Source organism: Hydrogenophaga palleronii NBRC 102513, assembly GCF_001571225.1.
Classification (GTDB): domain Bacteria; phylum Pseudomonadota; class Gammaproteobacteria; order Burkholderiales; family Burkholderiaceae_C; genus Hydrogenophaga; species Hydrogenophaga palleronii.
Map to the genome: position 1 here is coordinate 96,326 of NZ_BCTJ01000001.1, position 16,734 is coordinate 113,059.

The 16,734-nt window shown below is 66.4% G+C and carries 14 protein-coding genes; 11 read left to right on the top strand and 3 right to left on the bottom strand.

All coding sequences use genetic code 11. The annotated features are described in order from the left end of the window. The first annotated feature begins 106 nt into the window (after positions 1 to 106). The 9 genes from scpA (at position 107) to HPA01S_RS00510 (ending at position 10,631) form a co-directional block, all read left to right on the top strand. Positions 107 to 2,263, top strand: a complete 2,157-nt coding sequence (scpA, locus tag HPA01S_RS00470; protein ID WP_066265261.1) for a methylmalonyl-CoA mutase — start codon at positions 107 to 109, stop codon at positions 2,261 to 2,263. After that, on the top strand, positions 2,260 to 3,264 hold the full coding sequence (gene meaB, locus HPA01S_RS00475) for a methylmalonyl Co-A mutase-associated GTPase MeaB (RefSeq protein WP_066265263.1): 1,005 nt from the start codon (positions 2,260 to 2,262) through the stop codon (positions 3,262 to 3,264). Before scpA ends, meaB begins: the two co-directional genes overlap by 4 nt. 32 nt (positions 3,265 to 3,296) lie before the next feature. Further along, positions 3,297 to 4,829, top strand: a complete 1,533-nt coding sequence (locus tag HPA01S_RS00480) for an acyl-CoA carboxylase subunit beta (protein WP_066265265.1) — start codon at positions 3,297 to 3,299, stop codon at positions 4,827 to 4,829. A gap of 15 nt (positions 4,830 to 4,844) precedes the next feature. Then, positions 4,845 to 5,318 (top strand): RidA family protein, encoded by a 474-nt coding sequence (locus tag HPA01S_RS00485; protein WP_066265268.1) that lies wholly within the window; start codon positions 4,845 to 4,847, stop codon positions 5,316 to 5,318. Between the two features lie 24 nt (positions 5,319 to 5,342). Then, the gene (locus tag HPA01S_RS00490; protein WP_066265270.1) at positions 5,343 to 7,391 is read left to right on the top strand and encodes an acetyl-CoA carboxylase biotin carboxylase subunit; all 2,049 of its coding nucleotides are present in this window, start codon (positions 5,343 to 5,345) and stop codon (positions 7,389 to 7,391) included. A gap of 82 nt (positions 7,392 to 7,473) precedes the next feature. Beyond that, positions 7,474 to 8,067 (top strand): class I SAM-dependent methyltransferase, encoded by a 594-nt coding sequence (locus HPA01S_RS00495; protein WP_157084846.1) that lies wholly within the window; start codon positions 7,474 to 7,476, stop codon positions 8,065 to 8,067. Positions 8,068 to 8,072: 5 nt separating this feature from the next. Then, complete coding sequence (locus tag HPA01S_RS00500) at positions 8,073 to 8,585, top strand: VOC family protein (protein ID WP_066265276.1); 513 nt, start codon at positions 8,073 to 8,075, stop codon at positions 8,583 to 8,585. 160 nt (positions 8,586 to 8,745) lie between these two features. Next, positions 8,746 to 9,051, top strand: a complete 306-nt coding sequence (locus HPA01S_RS00505) for a hypothetical protein (RefSeq protein ID WP_066265278.1) — start codon at positions 8,746 to 8,748, stop codon at positions 9,049 to 9,051. A 74-nt stretch (positions 9,052 to 9,125) separates the two neighbouring features. After that, positions 9,126 to 10,631, top strand: coding sequence for a methyl-accepting chemotaxis protein (locus HPA01S_RS00510; protein WP_066265281.1), 1,506 nt, complete (start codon positions 9,126 to 9,128; stop codon positions 10,629 to 10,631). A gap of 13 nt (positions 10,632 to 10,644) precedes the next feature. On the opposite strand, the gene rsxB is transcribed toward HPA01S_RS00510, so the two are convergent. Together rsxB and HPA01S_RS00520 are read right to left on the bottom strand one after the other, a co-directional pair. Further along, positions 10,645 to 11,313 (bottom strand): electron transport complex subunit RsxB, encoded by a 669-nt coding sequence (rsxB, locus tag HPA01S_RS00515; protein ID WP_066265289.1) that lies wholly within the window; start codon positions 11,311 to 11,313, stop codon positions 10,645 to 10,647. A 64-nt stretch (positions 11,314 to 11,377) separates the two neighbouring features. After that, positions 11,378 to 12,844: a polyhydroxyalkanoate depolymerase gene (locus HPA01S_RS00520; RefSeq protein WP_066265291.1), complete on the bottom strand. Its 1,467-nt coding sequence runs from the start codon at positions 12,842 to 12,844 to the stop codon at positions 11,378 to 11,380. Between the two features lie 240 nt (positions 12,845 to 13,084). Here HPA01S_RS00520 and ygiD point away from each other — a divergent pair, with 240 nt between their 5' ends. After that, a complete protein-coding gene (gene ygiD / locus HPA01S_RS00525; protein ID WP_066265293.1) occupies positions 13,085 to 13,966 on the top strand; it encodes a 4,5-DOPA-extradiol-dioxygenase in 882 nt (293 codons plus the stop codon). A gap of 94 nt (positions 13,967 to 14,060) precedes the next feature. Here ygiD and HPA01S_RS00530 read toward each other — a convergent pair whose 3' ends face one another. Continuing rightward, complete coding sequence (locus tag HPA01S_RS00530) at positions 14,061 to 15,257, bottom strand: amino acid aminotransferase (protein ID WP_066265295.1); 1,197 nt, start codon at positions 15,255 to 15,257, stop codon at positions 14,061 to 14,063. 142 nt (positions 15,258 to 15,399) lie between these two features. Here HPA01S_RS00530 and HPA01S_RS00535 point away from each other — a divergent pair, with 142 nt between their 5' ends. Beyond that, positions 15,400 to 16,722: a UDP-glucose dehydrogenase family protein gene (locus HPA01S_RS00535; RefSeq protein WP_066265298.1), complete on the top strand. Its 1,323-nt coding sequence runs from the start codon at positions 15,400 to 15,402 to the stop codon at positions 16,720 to 16,722. Positions 16,723 to 16,734: the final 12 nt, after the last annotated feature.

Genomic DNA, 16,734 nt, shown 5'->3' on the forward strand with positions numbered 1-16,734 from the left:
CGTGGAAACAGGGGCGGATTGTACGGCAGCACGGAAATTCTGCATCAATAATTATGAATGATGTAAGATCGCCCGCGTTCAGATCCTGTTCAAACGAGTCTTCTCCATGAGCCAGAAACAGCCCGAGTTCAGCCCTGCCACCCTGGAAGCCTGGGCCCAGGCCGCCCAAAAATCCGCGCCCGGTGGCGACGTGTCCGCGCTGGACTGGATCACACCCGACGGCATCCGCGTCAAGCCGCTGTACACCGCCGAAGACACGGCGGGCCTGCCGCACACCAACACGCTGCCGGGTTTCGAGCCCTTCATTCGCGGCCCGCAGGCCACCATGTACGCGGTGCGGCCCTGGACGATCCGCCAGTACGCGGGCTTCTCCACCGCCGAAGAAAGCAACGCCTTCTACCGCAAGGCCCTGGCCGCCGGCGGGCAGGGCGTGTCGGTTGCGTTCGACCTGGCCACGCACCGTGGCTACGACAGCGACCACCCGCGCGTGACCGGCGACGTGGGCAAGGCCGGCGTGGCCATCGACAGCGTGGAGGACATGAAGATCCTGTTCGACCAGATCCCGCTGGACAAGGTGAGCGTGTCCATGACCATGAACGGCGCGGTGCTGCCGGTGCTGGCGGGTTACGTGGTGGCGGCGGAAGAGCAGGGCGTGGGGCAGGACAAGCTGAGCGGCACCATTCAGAACGACATCCTCAAGGAGTTCATGGTCCGCAACACCTACATCTTCCCGCCCGAGCCGTCGATGAAGATCATCGGCGACATCATCGAGTACACGGCAAAGCACATGCCGAAGTTCAACTCGATCTCGATCAGCGGGTACCACATGCAGGAAGCCGGCGCGAACCAGGCGCTGGAGCTCGCGTTCACGCTGGCGGACGGCCAGGAGTATGTGAAGACCGCGATCAACAAGGGCATGGACGTGGACGCCTTCGCCGGCCGCCTCAGTTTCTTCTGGGCGATCGGCATGAACTTCTACCTGGAGATCGCCAAGATGCGCGCGGCCCGCCTGCTGTGGACGCGCATCATGAAGGGCTTCAACGCGAAGAACCCCAAGAGCCTGATGCTGCGCACGCACTGCCAGACCTCGGGCTGGTCGCTCACCGAGCAGGACCCGTACAACAACGTGGTGCGCACCACCATCGAAGCCATGGCGGCGGTGTTCGGCGGCACGCAGTCGCTGCACACCAACGCGCTCGACGAAGCCATTGCGCTGCCCACCGAGTTCAGCGCGCGCATCGCGCGCAACACGCAGCTGATCATTCAGGAAGAGACGCACATCACCAACGTGGTCGACCCCTGGGCCGGCAGCTACATGATGGAGAGCCTCACGCAGGACATGGCCGACAAGGCCTGGGCCATCATCGAAGAGGTGGAGGCCATGGGCGGCATGACCAAGGCGGTGGACAGCGGCTGGGCCAAGCTGAAGATCGAGGCGGCCGCCGCCGAGAAGCAGGCGCGCATCGACTCCGGCAAGGACGTGATCGTCGGCGTCAACAAGTACAAGCTGAGCGCCGAAGCGGCGATCGACACGCTGGACATCGACAACGTGAAGGTGCGCGACGGCCAGATTGCCCGCCTGCAGCAGATCCGCGCCACGCGCGACGGTGCGAAGGTGCAGGCCGCGCTGGATGCGCTCACCGCCGCGGCCGACAGCGGCGAAGGCAACCTGCTGGGTCTGTCGATCCAGGCCATCCGCCTGCGCGCCACGGTGGGCGAGGTGAGCGATGCGCTGGAAAAGGTTTACGGGCGCCACCGCGCCGACACGCAAAAGGTGACCGGTGTGTACGCAGCTGCCTACGATTCCGCCGAGGGCTGGGAAGCCCTCAAGACCGAGATCAATGCGTTTGCCGACGCGCAGGGCCGCCGCCCGCGCGTGATGATCAGCAAGCTCGGCCAGGACGGCCACGACCGCGGCGCCAAGGTGGTGGCCACCGCGTTCGCCGACCTGGGCTTCGACGTCGACATGGGCCCGCTGTTCCAGACACCCGAGGAGTGCGCGCGCCAGGCGATCGAGAACGACGTGCACGCGGTGGGCGTGTCCACCCTGGCCGCCGGCCACAAGACGCTGGTGCCGGCCATCATTGCCGAGCTGAAGAAGCAGGGCGCGGACGACATCATCGTTTTCGTCGGCGGCGTGATCCCGCGGCAGGACTACGAATTCCTCTACGAGGCCGGAGTGAAGGGCATCTACGGCCCGGGCACGCCGATCCCGGCCAGCGCCAAGGACGTGCTGGAACAGATCAAGAAGGCGCAGGGGTGACGCCTCAAACACTGCTGAGCGGCATCCTGCGCGGCGAGCCGGCCGTGCAGCGCCGTGCCATGGCCAAGGCCATCACGCTGCTCGAATCCACCCGCGCCGATCATCGCGCCCAGGGCGACGAACTGTTGACCGCGCTGCTGCCGCACACCGGCAAGGCGCTGCGCCTGGGCATCAGCGGTGTGCCGGGCGTGGGCAAGAGCACCTTCATCGAAGCGCTGGGCCTGTACCTGATTGACAAGGGGCTTCGCGTGGCGGTGCTCACGATTGATCCCTCGTCCACCGTGTCGGGCGGCTCCATCCTGGGCGACAAGACGCGCATGGAAAAGCTCTCGGTGCACGACCAAGCCTATATTCGCCCCAGCCCGAGCAGCGGCACGCTGGGGGGCGTGGCCGAGAAGACGCGCGAGGCCATGCTGGTCTGCGAGGCGGCCGGGTACGACATCGTGATCGTGGAAACCGTGGGCGTGGGACAGAGCGAAACGGCGGTGAGCGGCATGACCGACATGTTCGTGCTGCTGCAGCTGCCCAACGCCGGCGATGACCTGCAGGCGATCAAGAAGGGCGTGATGGAGCTGGCCGACCTCGTGGTCATCAACAAGGCCGACATCGACCCCGACGCCGCCACGCGCGCACGCGCGCAGATCAACTCGTCCTTGCGATTGCTGGGCATGCACGGCCACCCAGACCATGCGCACCACGACACCGCGATCTGGCACCCTCAGGTGATCCAGCTCAGCGCCTTGCATGGCCGCGGCGTGGACGCCTTCTGGGCCGAGGTCACGCGTTTTCGCGAGCTGCAGACCGACAACGGACAGTTGCCCGCGCGCCGCCAGCAACAGGCACGCGCCTGGATGTGGGAGCGCATCGACGCCGGCCTCAAGCAACGTTTTCGCGCGCACCCCCAGGTGCGCCACCAACTCGAAGAGAGCACGCGCCAGGTGCTGGCGGGCGAGCTGCCGCCGTCCACCGCCGCGCGGCTGCTGCTCGACCTTTTCGACTGATTTGAATCACTGCTCTTATCCGGAGAACATCCATGCAGGACATCCTTGAACAACTCGAACGCAAGCGCGCCGCGGCGCGGCAGGGCGGTGGCGAGAAGCGCATTGCCGCGCAGCATGCCAAGGGCAAGCTCACCGCGCGCGAGCGGCTGGAGGTGCTGCTGGACGAGGGCACCTTCGAAGAGTGGGACATGTTCGTCGAGCACCGATGCACAGACTTCGGCATGCAGGACAACAAGATCCCCGGCGACGGCGTGGTCACCGGCTACGGCATGATCAATGGCCGCCTGGTGTTCGTCTTCAGCCAGGACTTCACCGTCTTCGGCGGTGCACTCTCCGAGGCGCACGCCGAGAAGATCTGCAAGGTGATGGACCAGGCCATGAAGGTCGGCGCGCCGGTGATCGGCCTCAACGATTCGGGCGGTGCGCGCATCCAGGAAGGCGTGGCCTCGCTCGGGGGTTATGCCGACGTGTTCCAGCGCAACGTGATGGCCAGCGGTGTGGTGCCGCAGATCAGCATGATCATGGGCCCCTCGGCCGGCGGCGCGGTGTACTCGCCCGCCATGACCGATTTCATCTTCATGGTGAAGGATTCGAGCTACATGTTCGTGACCGGCCCCGAGGTGGTGAAGACCGTGACGCACGAATCGGTGACCGCCGAGGAACTGGGTGGCGCCACCACCCACACCACGCGCAGTGGCGTGGCCGATCTCGCCTTCGAGAACGATGTGGAAGCGCTGCTCATGCTGCGCCGGCTCTACAACTACCTGCCGCTGAACAACCGCGAGAAAGCGCCGGTGCGGCCCAGCGGTGACCCGATGGACCGCATGGAGCTGAGCCTGGACACGCTGGTGCCGGAGAATCCGAACAAGCCCTACGACATGAAGGAGCTGATCCTCAAGACGGTGGACGACGGCGACTTCTTCGAACTGCAGCCGGAGTACGCCAAGAACATCCTGATCGGCTTCGCGCGCATGGACGGCCAGACGGTGGGCATCGTGGCCAACCAGCCGCTGGTGCTGGCCGGTTGCCTGGACATCAAGAGCTCCATCAAGGCCGCGCGTTTCGTGCGCTTCTGCGATGCCTTCAACATCCCGGTGGTCACCTTCGTGGACGTGCCCGGCTTCATGCCCGGCACCTCGCAGGAGTACGGCGGCATCATCAAACACGGCGCCAAGCTGCTCTACGCGTATGCCGAGTGCACCGTGCCGAAGATCACCGTGATCACGCGCAAGGCCTATGGCGGCGCGTACGACGTGATGAGTTCCAAGCACCTGCGCGGCGACGTGAACTTTGCCTGGCCCAATGCCGAGATTGCGGTGATGGGCGCCAAGGGCGCGGTGGAGATCATCTTCCGCGAGGAAAAGAAAGACCCGGCCAAACTGGCGCAGCGCGAAGCCGAATACAAGGCCCGTTTTGCCAACCCTTTCGTGGCGGGCGCACGAGGCTTCATCGACGACGTGATCCTGCCGCACGAAACGCGCAAGCGCATCTGCCGCAGCCTCGTGATGCTGAAAGACAAGAAGCTGGAAAACCCGTGGCGCAAGCACGGCAACATTCCGCTCTGAACGAGGCATCTGCCGATGAGCACGGACCAACGGTTTGACGACTGGGCCCACCGCCTGGGCTACGCCTTTGACGGTGAGATCAAGATCGGCGGCAACTACACCCCGGTGGTGGTGGACGGACACCTGGCCTACGTCAGCGGGCAGGTGCCCCGTGTGGGCGACACCGTGGTCGTCACCGGGCGCGTGGGCGCCGAGGTGTCGCTGGAGCAGGCGCAACGGGCTGCCCAGGTGTGCGCCATGCGCGCCCTGGCACTGCTGCGCCAGCAGTTCGGCAGCCTGGATCGCGTGGGCCGCATCCTGCGCATCACCGTGTTCGTGCAATGCACCGATGCCTTCACGCAGCACAGCGAAGTGGCGGATGGCGCCTCTGCCGTGTTGTCGGACGTGCTGGGCGAAGCGGGGCGGCACACCCGCACCTCCGTGGGCGTTTTCCAGTTGCCCAAGAACGCCAGCGTCGAGCTGGACCTGATCGCCTCCATGCAGGCCTGACGCACCCTTCATTCTTTTCACACCATGTTCACCAAAATCCTCATTGCCAACCGCGGCGAGATCGCCTGCCGTGTGATCGCCACCGCGAAGAAGATGGGCATCGCCACCGTGGCGGTGTATTCCGAGGCCGACAAGGAAGCGCGCCACGTGCAGCTGGCCGACGAGGCCGTGCTGCTCGGCCCGGCACCCTCGCGCGAGAGTTACCTGGTGGCCGACAAGATCATCGAAGCCGCGAAGAAGACCGGCGCCCAGGCGATCCACCCCGGCTACGGTTTCCTGTCGGAGAACGAAGCCTTCGCCAAACGTGTGGAAGAAGAGGGCATGGCCTTCATCGGGCCGCGCCACTTCAGCATTGCTGCCATGGGCGACAAGATCGCCTCGAAGAAGCTGGCCAGCGAAGCGAAGGTCAACACCATTCCGGGCTGGAACGACGCCATCGAATCCGCCGAGCGCGCGGTGCAGATCGCGAAGGACATCGGCTACCCCGTGATGATCAAGGCCAGCGCGGGTGGCGGCGGCAAGGGTCTGCGCGTGGCCTACAACGACAAGGAAGCGCTGGAAGGTTTCACCGCCTGCCAGAACGAGGCGCGCAACAGCTTCGGCGACGACCGCATCTTCATCGAGAAGTTCGTGCAGGAGCCACGCCACATCGAGATCCAGGTGCTGGGCGATGCGCACGGCAACGTGATCTACCTGAACGAGCGCGAATGCTCCATCCAGCGCCGGCACCAGAAGGTGATTGAGGAGGCGCCGTCGCCCTTCATCAGCGACGCCACGCGCAAGGCCATGGGCGAGCAGGCCGTGGCGCTGGCCAAAGCGGTGAAGTACCAGAGCGCGGGCACGGTGGAGTTCGTGGTCGGCAAGGACCAGGACTTTTACTTCCTGGAGATGAACACGCGCCTGCAGGTGGAGCACCCGGTGACGGAGTGCATCACCGGCCTCGATCTGGTGGAGCTCATGATCCGCGTGGCGGCCGGCGAGAAGCTGCCGCTGACGCAGGCGGAGGTGAAGCGTGATGGCTGGGCCATCGAATGCCGCATCAACGCCGAAGACCCGTTCCGCAACTTCCTGCCCAGCACCGGGCGGCTGGTGCGTTTCGCGCCCCCGGCGCAGACCATGTTCCAGGCCAACACCACCGAGCTGCAAGGCGTGCGCGTGGACACAGGTGTGCAGGACGGTGGCGAGATCCCGATGTTCTACGACTCGATGATCGCCAAGCTGATCGTGCACGGCACCGACCGGCTCGACGCCATCCACAAGATGCGCGAGGCGCTCAATGGCTTCGTCATCCGGGGCATCAGCAGCAGCATTCCGTTCCAGGCCGCGCTGCTGGCACACCCGAAATTCGTCGCCGGTGATTTCAACACCGGCTTCATCGCCGAGCACTACGCGCACGGTTTCCGCGCCGAGGACGTGCCGCACAGCGACCCTGATTTCCTCGTGGCCATGGCGGCCTTCGTGCGGCGCAAGTCGCGCGAGCGCGCCGCCGGCCTCTCGGGCCAGCTGCCGGGTTACGGCGTGAAGGTGGGGCACGGCTATGCGGTCATCGTGCTCGATGCCAAGGGCGCGCACGTGCAGAAGGCGGTGCACGTGGACGAGGTGGTCGGGCAGATCGGTTCGGCCGTGGTCACGGTCGATGGCAAGCGTTACGCCATCACCAGCGGCTCGCGCCTGAACGACATCTGCGTCAGCGGCACCTGCAACGGCCAGCCGTTCACGGTGCAGATCGAACGTGGCACGCCACGCAACCCGCTGGCCCTGGTGGTGCAGCACAACGGCACGCGCATCGAGACCATGGTGGTGTCGCCGCGCATGGCCGAGCTGCATGCCCTGATGCCGTTCAAGGCACCGCCCGACATGAGCCGCTACGTGCTCTCGCCCATGCCCGGCCTGCTGGTGGACATTGCGGTGCAGCCCGGCCAGAAGGTGCAGGCTGGCGAGCGTGTGGCGGTGATCGAGGCCATGAAGATGGAGAACGTGCTGTTTGCCGCCGCCGACGGCGTGGTGGCCAAGGTGCTGGCGAGCAAGGGCGAATCGCTCGTGGTGGACCAGCCCATCGTCGAATTCGGCTGATACGCACACAGGCACCGTCGGATACCCCTGCCGCCCATGAAGTGCGCTAATCTTTCCGCACGTTTGGCTCGGAAAGGTCCGCATGCGACATGGTCTGGCTTTTGCCCTGGGGTGTTTGCGCAATCCGCGTCACATCGGTGCCATTGCACCGGCGTCCAGGGCCCTGGCCCGGGCCATCGCGAGCGAGGTCTCGCGCACCGAGACCGGAGGCGTGCTGATCGAGGTCGGTGCCGGCACCGGTGCCATCACGCGCGAGCTGGCCGCCTCCAGTGCGGCGCTGGACCGCTTCGTGGTGATCGAACGCGACCCCGACTTTGCCCGCATGCTGCGCCGCGCCTTTCCACTGGCCGAGGTGCTCAACCACTGTGCTTCCCTGGTGGACTCGATTCCGATCGACGTGCGCCAGCCGGTCACGCTGGTGTCGTCCCTGCCGCTGCTGTCCATGCCGCGTGAGGAAGCCCGCCGCTGCGAGCACGCCATGCTGGCGCTGATCGGCCGCCAGCCGGGCTCGCGCCTGATCCAGTACACCTATGCCGCACCCCATTTGCGGCCCTTTCACGGCATCCCGCCGGGCTGGCACTGGCGGCGCTCGGCCTCGGTCTGGGCCAACCTGCCGCCGGCCACGGTGTGGGCGCTGGAGCGCGTGCCGTCCCTGACTTTTCTCGGAGTTCATTGAGTCTCATGTCTTCTTTTTCCCCGACTTCCCCTTCTTCCTCACGTCCTTTCAAGGTGCTGGGCATCCAGCAGATCGCCATCGGCGGGCCCGACAAACAACGCCTGCAGAAACTCTGGGTCGAGATGCTCGGCCTGGAAGTCACCGGCACCTTCCGCAGCGAACGCGAGAACGTGGACGAAGACATCTGCGCCATCGGCAGCGGCCCGTTCAAGGTCGAGGTGGACCTGATGCAGCCGCTGGACCCGGAAAAAAAGCCGGCGGTGCACACCACCCCGCTGAACCACGTCGGCCTGTGGATCGACGACCTGCCCAAGGCGGTGGAATGGCTCAGCGCCCAGGGCGTGCGGTTTGCACCGGGTGGCATCCGCCAGGGCGCGGCGGGCTTCGACATCACCTTCCTGCACCCCAAGGCCAACGACGAATTTCCGATTGCCGGCGAAGGCGTTCTCATCGAGCTGGTGCAGGCGCCGCTCGAGGTGGTGAGCGCCTTCGCGCGCCTGGCCAACCAGCCGGGCTGAGCGCGGGCCCGCCGGTCGGCCAGGCGGCGGGCAAGGGGCGGAGCAGGCGGTTTTTTCAGGCTTTCTTCGGCGTTTTGCGGCGCACCGGGCGCCTCTACGCTTGTGGCATACGAGCTGTGCCCGGGTGGTGCGGCCCCGTCCCACCGTCGCAGGAGTTGCCATGAACCTGTTTTCCGACCCGGTACCGAACGACCCGAGCGGCCACGCCGCAGCCGCAGCGGTTTCCGCCGCCCGCCCGCGTGAGGCGGCCATGGCCTGGCCCGAAGAACTGCTGGAGCACTTCTGCCTGCGCATGTCCTTCCGCGGCATGTGCGTGAGCCGGGCGCTGATGCTCTGCGACCGCCGCTACGCGCTGGAGCAACTGGTGCACGCGCACGACATGGCCGACGAGAGGTTGCAGCACATGGCAGGCCAGCTGTTCCGCCACTTCGAGGCGCAGCAGTCCGGCATCCACAGCATGCACTGAGTGAGCGGGTTTTCCCGCCTGCAGCCCCGGCGCGCGGGGCCGATATGTCCCCTTTATCCGCGGAGTTTTCTCGCATGTCTTTCCTGCAACCTTTGGCGCCCGGCATCTGGCTGATGCAGGGCTTGCGCCTGCGTGGCAAGCTGGTTCTTCTCGCCGCCGCGGCGCTGTCGCCCTGGCTCGGCCTGTGGCTGTTCGACGTGGCCGGTGCGCGCGTGTGCGCCGGGCTGGGCATCGGCCTGCTGGCTTATCTGATGCTGAGCTTCTACGCCAGCTTCATGCACGACTTTCGCCAGGTGCTGCGCGTGATGGACCAGACCGCGGCCGGCAACCTGCGTTCGGACCTGCAACTGAACGGCCGCGACGAACTGGCCGAGCTGGCGCGCCTGCTCGACCGCACCATCGGCCAGCTCTCGGCCATGGTGGCCGAGGTGCGCAGCAATTCGGCGCTGGTGGCGCATGCCGGCCGCAGCCTCGCGGTGGGCAACCGCGAACTGGCCGACCGCACCGAGCAGCAGGCCGCCAACCTGGAGCAGACCGCGGCCAGCGTGCACGAGCTCTCGGGCACGGTGCAGCAGAACGCGCGCACCGCGGTGGAGTCCGACCGGCAGGCCGCGCAGGTGCGTGATGTGGCGGAGTCCGGTGCCCAGGCCATGGGGCGGGCGGTGGCCTCGGTCGAAGGCATTCAGAAAAGCGCCCAGCAGATGGGCGAGATCATCGGCGTGATCGACAGCATCGCGTTCCAGACCAACATCCTGGCGCTCAACGCCGCGGTGGAAGCCGCGCGCGCCGGTGAACAGGGGCGTGGTTTTGCGGTGGTGGCGGCCGAGGTGCGCACGCTGGCGCAGCGCTCGGCCGCGTCGGCACAGGAAATCCGCGGCCTGATCGAAGCCTCGCGCAACCAGGTGGAGAGCAGCGTGGCGCAGATCCGCACCGCCGGCGCGAGCATCGGCCAGATCGCCGACGGCGTGCGCGGTGTGGCCTCCAACATGTCGCTCATCTCGGCCTCGAGTGCGGAACAGAGCAACGGCCTGACCGAAATCTCCACCGCCGTGACGCAGCTCGACAGCATCACCCAGCGCAACGCGCAGATGGTCGAGCGCGCGGTCGAGCAGGCCGAAAAGCTCGAACACCGCGCGGTGCACCTGTCGCAGGCGGTGTCGTCCTTCATGCTGCAGCAGGGCACGGCCGAAGAAGCCATGCAGCTGGTGGCGCGGGCCCAGTCCATGCACCGGCAACGCGGCCGCGGCAACTTCGCACGCGAACTGACCGAGCCGGCGCAAGGGTTCCACGACCGCGACATGTACGTGTTCGCGCTCGACAGCGCTGGCGTCTACCGCGCCTTTGGCGGCCGGCCCGACAAGGTGGGCAGCCGGGTGCAGGACATTCCCGGTGCAGACGGCCAAGCCTTGCTCAATGCCATCGTGGCGCAGTGCGAGGCGGGCGAGGGTTGGGTGGAGTACGACATCGCCAACCCGGTGACCGGTGCGATCCAGGCCAAGATGTCCTATGTGGTGCAGCTCGACGATCTGTACGTGGGCTGCGGCGTCTACAAGACCGCCGCGGCGCGCCAGCCCGCCTGAGGCACGGTGCCGTTCAGGTGGCCGGTGGCGGTGAAGCGCGTTTGGCGCGTGCACGCGCCATGGCGGCTTCGATCACCGCGCGTTTTTTCTCCAGCACGGTCTCGTCGGTGATTGTGGAGTGCGCCGCCAGATCGGTCAGCTTCTCGCGCGCCCGGGCGTCCATGCGCACCTCATGCGCCTGTTTCTCGCGCGCCAGCCGCTGCTGGCGCTCGGTGTAACGCACGCGGCCCTTTTGCGCCTGTTCCGGCGTCCAGGCCTGCCAACCGGTGCGCTCACCGCTGACGATCTCCAGCGAGATGCAGTCCACCGGGCACACCGGCAGGCACAGCTCGCAGCCGGTGCAGTGCGGTTCCACCACGGTGTGCATGCGCTTGTGTACGCCTACGATGGCGTCCGTCGGGCAGGCCGCAATGCACAGCGTGCAGCCGATGCACCAGGCCTCGTCGATCACCGCCACCGTCACCGGGCCTTCAATGCCGAAGCGGTGGTCCAGCGGCTGCACGGCTTGGCCGGTGAGGGCGGCCAGGCGTTGAATGCCTTCGGCACCGCCGGGCGGGCATTGGTTGATGCCGGCTTCGCCGTCCGCGATGGCTTGCGCGTAGCGCGCGCAGTCTGGGTAACCGCAGCGCGTGCACTGGGTTTGCGGCAGGGCGGAATCGATGCGCCGGGCGAGATCGTTCATGCCGGGGAATATAACGGCGCTGCCGGCACGCCAGGGGCGTGCGGCAGGCCGGGGGCCTCGTGGCTCAGGCCTTGACCGTGGCGGTCTTGCGCGGGCTGGCCTTGGCCGCGGCCTTGCCGGCCACGGGGGCTTTGCGTGCAGCGGCCTTGGGCGCTGCGGCCTTCACCGCCGTCTTTGCTGCCGCATTCACTGCAGTTCTGGTGGCTGCAGCGGCCGGAGCAGGCGCCTCCTGCGGTGCCGCCGGGGCGGCCTGCGCAGTTTTGGCCGAAGGCTGGTGGGCGCGGATGAAGCTGGTGACCACCGGGTTCACCATCTCGCGCCAGCGGCGGCCGCTGAAGATGCCGTAGTGCCCGGCACCCTGTGCCTCGTAATGCATGCGGTGGGTCGTGGGCACGCCGGTGCACAGTTCGTGCGCGGCGGCGGTCTGGCCCGAGCCGGAGATGTCGTCGAGTTCGCCTTCCACCGTGAGCAGGGCGGTGCGGGTGATGTCCTGCGGGCGCACGCGCTCCAGCACCCCTTTTTCGTTCTTCACGTCCCAGGTGCCGTTGACCAGTTTGAAGTCCTGGAACACGGTGTCGATGGTTTCCAGGTAGTAGTCGGCGTCCATGTCGAGCACGGCGTTGTACTCGTCGTAGAACTTGCGGTGGGCCTCGGCGCTCGAGTTGTCGCCCTTCATCAAGTCCTTGAAGTAGTCGTAATGGCTGGACGCGTGGCGGTCCGGGTTCATGGCGACAAAACCGGTGTGCTGCAGGAAGCCGGGGTAGACGCGGCGGCCGGCGCCGGGGAAGTTGTCCGGCACGCGGTAGATCACGTTGTTCTCGAACCACTCGTGGCTGCGCTGCGTGGCCAGGTTGTTCACCGCGGTGGGCGATTTGCGGGCGTCGATGGGGCCGCCCATCATGGTCATGGACAAGGGTGTGGTCTCACCACGGCTGGCCATCAGCGACACGGCAGCCAGCACCGGCACGGTGGGCTGGCAGACGCTGATCACGTGGCAGTTGCCATAACCTTGTTGCAGGTAACGGATGAACTCCTGCACGTAGTTCACGTAGTCGTCGAGGTGGAACTCGCCGTCGCTCAGCGGCACCAGGCGGGCATTCTTCCAGTCGGTGATGTAGACCTTGTGGTCTTTCAGCATGGTGCGCACGGTGTCGCGCAGCAGGGTAGCGTAGTGGCCCGAGAGCGGGGCCACGATGAGCACCACGGGCTGGCCCTTGAGCTTGGCCAGGGTGTCGGTGTTGTCGGAGAAGCGCTTGAAGCGGCGCAGCTCACAAAAAGGTTTGTCGATTTCGATGCGTTCGTGGATCGCCACGTTCACACCGTCCACGTCCACCGTGGGGATGCCGAAGACGGGTTTCTCGTAGTCCTTGCCCAGGCGGTGCAGCAGGTCGTACCCGGCCGACAGGCGTTGCGCGCCAGGCAGTTGCGCCAGCGGCAGCATGGGGTTGCTGAAGAGTCGCGATGCCACCTCGGCGAGGTCGGCAAAGGGCTCCATGATCGAGCGCTGGGTTTCGTAAATCTGATACAGCATGGGGCGTCGAACGTGGTTATGTTGCAGTGCAATATATCAGGATGCGCCTCGGCGCGTGAGGGAGAAACCACCAAATCCGCACGGCTGCTGTCACCTTCGTGAAAGAATCGACAGGCCTTTTTGTGCTGCCATTCGACGATCTTGCAGCTGGGCCGAATGGCCCCACCTGCGGCATTGCCCCCCATTGCATGCGGGCGCGGCCAGCGCCGCCACCGCCCCTGAACACCGCCAAACCCCACCATGAGCACCTCTGCCAACCCCACCTCGCCGCGCGCGGCCGCACCCGACCTGGCCGCCCTGCACGCCACGCTCGCTCCCAGCGAGCGCCTGCCCGTGCTGTTCGTGGGGCACGGCAGCCCGATGAACGTGATCGAGGACAACCCCTGGCGGCGCAGCTGGGAGGCGCTGGGCACCGAGCTGCGTGCGCGCGGCACCGCGCCGCAACTGATCCTGTGCATTTCCGCGCATTGGTTGACGCCGGGCTGGCAGCTCACGGCCATGAGCGATCCCCGCACCATCCACGACTTTGGCGGTTTCCCGCAAGCCTTGTTTGACCAGCAATACCCCGCACCCGGTTCGCCGGCGATGGCCAGCGCCATCAGCGAGGCCGTGCGGCAACCCGGTTCGGGCCAGGCGCTGTTGCTCGACCAGGACGACTGGGGCCTGGACCACGGCAGCTGGTCGGTGCTCAAGCCGATGTTTCCCGAGGCCGACATCCCGGTGATCCAGCTCAGCATGGACTACCACCGCCCGGCCGCCGAACACTTCGCCATTGGCCGGCAGCTCGCGCAGTTGCGCGAGCGTGGGGTGTTGATCGTGGGCAGCGGCAACATCGTGCACAACCTGCGCGCCATGCGCCGCGAGGCGGCCGACAACCAGGCCTACGACTGGGCAATCGAGTTCGACCGCATCGCCACCGAGCACGTGGCGCAGGGCCGCCTGGAGGCGCTGAACGACTTTCAGCAACTGGGCGCGCTGTCGCAGATGGCCCACCCGAGCTGGGAGCACTACCTGCCGCTGCTGTACACCGCTGGCGCGGTGCACGAGGGCGAAGCGCCGCGGTTCTTCAATGAGGGTTTCCAGGGCGCGTCGATCTCCATGCGCTCCGTGCTCTGGGGTTGAGGCGAGCCCAGGCCGTCCCGGGGGGGGGCGTCCCCACGGCGCACATGAAAAAAGCCGCTCGATGAGCGGCTTTTTTCTGTCGAACCGGTTGGGCTCAGACCACCTTGGCGATGGACTGGCAGACGTGGTCGATGTTCTTGCTGTTGAGCGCGGCCACGCACATGCGGCCGGTGTCGGTGCCGTAAACGCCGAACTCGCTGCGCAGGCGCACCATCTGGTCCTTGTTCAGGCCGGAGTAGCTGAACATGCCGATCTGGTCGGTGATGAAGCCCATGTCCTGCTTCACGCCGGCGGCCTTCAGGCCGTCCACGAGTTTCTGGCGCATGGCCTTGATGCGCACGCGCATCTCGCCCAGCTCTTTTTCCCACACGGCGCGCAGCTCGGGGTTGTTCAGCACCGCGGCCACCACCGCGCCACCGTGGATGGGCGGGTTGGAGTAGTTGGTGCGGATCACGATCTTGAGCTGCGACAGCACGCGCGAGGCTTCCTCTGCGTTTTCGCACAGCACCGACAGCGCACCCACGCGCTCGCCATACAGGCTGAAGCTCTTGGAGAACGAGGTCGAGACGAAGAAGGTGAGGCCGGCAGCGACGAACTTGCCGATCACCGCGCCGTCTTCGGCGATGCCGTGGCCGAAGCCCTGGTATGCCATGTCGAGGAAGGCGGTCAGGCCACGTGCCTTGACGACTTCCACCACCTGGTCCCACTGGGCGGGGGTGATGTCGTAGCCGGTCGGGTTGTGGCAGCAGGCGTGCAGCACGGCGATGGTGCCGGGCGCGGCAGCGTTCAGGCTGGCGAGCATGCCGTCGAAGTTGACGCCGCGCTTGTCGGCGTCGTAGTAGGCGTAGGTGCCGACCTTGAAGCCGGCGTTGGTGAACAGCGCGCGGTGGTTTTCCCAGCTCGGGTCGCTGATGAGCACGGTGGCGTCGGGGTTCAGGCGCTTGAGGAAGTCGGCGCCGATTTTCAGGCCGCCGGTGCCGCCGATGGCTTGCACGGTGGCCACGCGGCCGGACTTCACGGGTTCGGAGTCGGCGCCGAACACCAGGCCCTTCACGGCGGCGTCGTAGGCGGCAATGCCGTCAATCGGCAGGTAACCACGTGCCGAGGGCTTGTCCATCATGGTCTTCTCGGCGGCCTGCACGCACTGCAGCAGGGGCAGCTTGCCGTTGTCGTCAAAGTAGACGCCGACGCCGAGGTTCACTTTGTTGGGGTTGGTGTCGGCAGCGAATTGCTCGTTCAGACCCAGAATCGGGTCGCGAGGGGCCATTTCGACAGCGGAGAAGAGGGACATGCTGGGGTTTCCTGGGTTGAGGGCGGAGCAGCCGGCATTTTACCGGCCCCCGGCCGAATCGCGTCCCGTAGCAGAACTGTCACGAACGCCCGATACATTGATTCGGGTTCGTGAACTGCTTTGGTTCGAGAAGAAATTCCTCATGAAAGTCACGGTGATCGGGTCGGGGTATGTCGGGCTGGTGAGTGGCGCGTGCATGGCCGAGGTGGGCAACGACGTGCTGTGCCTGGATCTGGACCAGGACAAGATCCGCATCCTGGACGAGGGTGGCATTCCCATCCATGAGCCGGGGCTGCAGGAGATGGTGGCGCGCAATGTGGCGGCAGGGCGGCTGCGCTTCACCACCGACATCGACCGCGCGGTGCACCACGGCACGGTGCAGTTCATTGCGGTGGGCACGCCGCCCGATGAAGACGGCTCGGCCGACATGCGTTATGTGCTGGCCGCGGCGCGCAACATCGGCCGGCGCATGACCGACTACAAGATGGTGGTCGACAAGAGCACGGTGCCGGTGGGCACGGCCGACCGGGTGAAGGAAGTGATTGCCGAGGAGCTCGGCCAGCGCGGCGTGCAGACGCCGTATTCGGTGGTGTCGAACCCGGAGTTCCTGAAGGAGGGCGCAGCGGTCGAGGATTTCATGCGGCCCGACCGCATCATCGTCGGCGCTGGCGACGACCAGGCGGTGCACCTGATGCGCGCCTTGTACGCGCCCTTTCAACGCAACCACGAACGCATGATCGTCACCGACGTGCGCAGCGCCGAACTCACCAAGTACGCCGCCAACGCCATGCTGGCCACGCGCATCAGCTTCATGAACGAGCTGGCGAACCTGGCCGAAAAACTGGGGGCTGACATCGAAATGGTGCGCCAGGGCATCGGTTCCGACCCGCGCATCGGTTACCACTTCCTGTACCCGGGCGCGGGCTACGGGGGTTCGTGTTTCCCCAAGGACGTGAAGGCGCTGATCAGGACCGCGGCGGAAGACGTCGGCCTGGAACTCAAGGTGCTGACCGCGGTGGAAGCCGCCAACCATGCGCAGAAACATGTGCTGGCCGACAAGGTGAAACGTTGCCTGGGTGCGGACCTGACGGGGCACCACTTCGCGGTATGGGGCCTGGCGTTCAAACCCAATACCGACGACATGCGCGAAGCGCCGAGCCTGGACCTGCTGGCCGATCTGCTGGCCGCCGGCGCCACCGTCACCGCCTACGACCCGGTGGCGATGCAGGAGGCCGGGCGGGTGCTGGGCGACGAGCCGCGTGTGCGTTACGCCCGCACGCCCAACGACGCGCTGGAGGGTGCGGACGCGCTCATCATCGTGACCGAGTGGAAGGAATTCCGCAGCCCGGACCTGGAGACCATCAAGGCCCGGCTCAAACGCCCCTTGATCGTCGACGGCCGCAACCTCTACGACCCGGCCTGGGTGCGCAGCCAGGGCTTCGAGTACCTGCCCATCGGGCGCTGAGCGAGATCGGGA

What these genes read in the sequence shown, in the direction of transcription:
- scpA (WP_066265261.1), top strand. Translation starts at nt 107, where the DNA reads ATGAGCCAGAAACAGCCCGAGTTCAGCCCTGCCACCCTGGAAGCCTGG.
- HPA01S_RS00480 (WP_066265265.1), top strand. Translation starts at nt 3,297, where the DNA reads ATGCAGGACATCCTTGAACAACTCGAACGCAAGCGCGCCGCGGCGCGG.
- HPA01S_RS00485 (WP_066265268.1), top strand. Translation starts at nt 4,845, where the DNA reads ATGAGCACGGACCAACGGTTTGACGACTGGGCCCACCGCCTGGGCTAC.
- HPA01S_RS00490 (WP_066265270.1), top strand. Translation starts at nt 5,343, where the DNA reads ATGTTCACCAAAATCCTCATTGCCAACCGCGGCGAGATCGCCTGCCGT.
- HPA01S_RS00495 (WP_157084846.1), top strand. Translation starts at nt 7,474, where the DNA reads ATGCGACATGGTCTGGCTTTTGCCCTGGGGTGTTTGCGCAATCCGCGT.
- HPA01S_RS00500 (WP_066265276.1), top strand. Translation starts at nt 8,073, where the DNA reads ATGTCTTCTTTTTCCCCGACTTCCCCTTCTTCCTCACGTCCTTTCAAG.
- HPA01S_RS00505 (WP_066265278.1), top strand. Translation starts at nt 8,746, where the DNA reads ATGAACCTGTTTTCCGACCCGGTACCGAACGACCCGAGCGGCCACGCC.
- HPA01S_RS00510 (WP_066265281.1), top strand. Translation starts at nt 9,126, where the DNA reads ATGTCTTTCCTGCAACCTTTGGCGCCCGGCATCTGGCTGATGCAGGGC.
- rsxB (WP_066265289.1), bottom strand. Translation starts at nt 11,313, where the DNA reads ATGAACGATCTCGCCCGGCGCATCGATTCCGCCCTGCCGCAAACCCAG.
- HPA01S_RS00520 (WP_066265291.1), bottom strand. Translation starts at nt 12,844, where the DNA reads ATGCTGTATCAGATTTACGAAACCCAGCGCTCGATCATGGAGCCCTTT.
- ygiD (WP_066265293.1), top strand. Translation starts at nt 13,085, where the DNA reads ATGAGCACCTCTGCCAACCCCACCTCGCCGCGCGCGGCCGCACCCGAC.
- HPA01S_RS00530 (WP_066265295.1), bottom strand. Translation starts at nt 15,257, where the DNA reads ATGTCCCTCTTCTCCGCTGTCGAAATGGCCCCTCGCGACCCGATTCTG.
- HPA01S_RS00535 (WP_066265298.1), top strand. Translation starts at nt 15,400, where the DNA reads ATGAAAGTCACGGTGATCGGGTCGGGGTATGTCGGGCTGGTGAGTGGC.